This is a genomic window from Biformimicrobium ophioploci (assembly GCF_030270605.1).
In the GTDB taxonomy this organism is placed as follows: domain Bacteria; phylum Pseudomonadota; class Gammaproteobacteria; order Pseudomonadales; family Cellvibrionaceae; genus Biformimicrobium; species Biformimicrobium ophioploci.
Map to the genome: position 1 here is coordinate 1 of NZ_BSYJ01000017.1, position 1,258 is coordinate 1,258.

Annotated in this window: 3 protein-coding genes; all 3 read left to right on the plus strand. The window is 46.2% G+C overall.

Going from position 1 to position 1,258, the window contains the following annotated elements; translation table 11 throughout:
* On the plus strand, positions 1-385 hold a 385-nt coding region (locus QSJ80_RS15505; protein WP_285765378.1), incomplete at its 5' end, for a putative periplasmic lipoprotein.
* 127 nt (positions 386-512) lie between these two features.
* Positions 513-917, plus strand: coding sequence for a hypothetical protein (locus QSJ80_RS15510; RefSeq protein ID WP_285765379.1), 405 nt, complete (start codon positions 513-515; stop codon positions 915-917).
* Between the two features lie 203 nt (positions 918-1,120).
* Positions 1,121-1,258, plus strand: a 138-nt coding sequence (locus tag QSJ80_RS15515) for a YccF domain-containing protein (RefSeq protein WP_285765380.1), incomplete at its 3' end; no start/stop codon positions are given.

Below are 1,258 nucleotides of genomic sequence, written 5' to 3' on the forward strand. Positions count from 1 at the left end.
TGGGTTGCCAATGAAAATATTTGCGGCATTGAGTATTTTGTTTCTGACTGGGTGTGGCAGCTTGTCAAAGCCCTATATAGAAGTCGGGGATGTGCCGCTGATCGTAGCTCACTTTGATAAAGTCTATGGGAAGAGCGTCAAGGTAGTAGGATACTTGGATATAGCGGATGGAAGCCCGCGGCTAATTCCATCTAGAGAGCATTCTGCCCTGAGAGGGCCTAGCTCCGTGCTTAGTCTGAAGGTTTATCATTTTGATGCCCTTCGGCCCAAGGAAATTGAGGAGTCAATTGAGCAGTGTGCCGGGAAGATTACGTATGTTTCCGGTAAGGCAATGATCTGGTCTGGGCTTCCTGCAATAAGAAATATTTACAACTTGAGCTGCTAGAAACCCATAACAAATGGCTGCAGCCGACTCCATAAGCTTTGCTTCGCTTTTGTGATGTTCGCTGCGCTCACATTTTTACACAAAAGCTCTGCGCCGCTATGTCGCGCAGAGCCAGGCGTTAGTGCTCATGAGTAAAATGAACAGAATCCTAATATCAATTTTCATACTTTTCGCCTCTTCTCAGCTGCACGCTAACGAAGAGGCATTGGTATCTTATATTTATAAATTTCCTCTCTTGATATGCTATAGCGATGAATATCGGGCGTGCTATGGAGGTGTAGAGGTTGAGCAGTGCGCTAAGAAGCTGAGAACCTATCGCGATGCCTGTATAGACCAAATGGACTCTGTAGAATTAGGTGCGGCTTTAAAAAGTTTCTCTGGTTGCCTCATTGCTTCCCACGCAGGCGTAGGTTCTATTGAGGACATAAGTGATCCTTGTTTGAAGGAAAAGGGGATGAATATCAACCTCACCCTTAACATTAAAAGAATCGCCGAGGCCGACCAGGATTGGGTTGAAAAGGTCCTTGAATGAGCACTAACAAGCGCGTGAAGGTCGACTCCGTAAGCTTTGCTTCGGTTTTTTGTTGCTCGCTGCGCTCACAATTTAACAAAAAACCGGCGCGTCGCTAGTCGCGCCTTACGCGGGCGTTATGTGTGTTTTGAGAAAATCAATAATAGAGAGATGAAATGAGGCTTTTAGGGAATCTACTATGGCTTATCTTAGGCGGTTTCTGCATGGGGATCGCTTGGTGGGTTTTCGGCATCATCGCATTTGTCTCAATTGTTGGAATACCCTGGGGCAGAGCTTGCTTCGTTATGGGCTTGTTTTCGTTCATTCCTTTTGGAAAAGAAGCAATCGCCCGGGATGAGCTT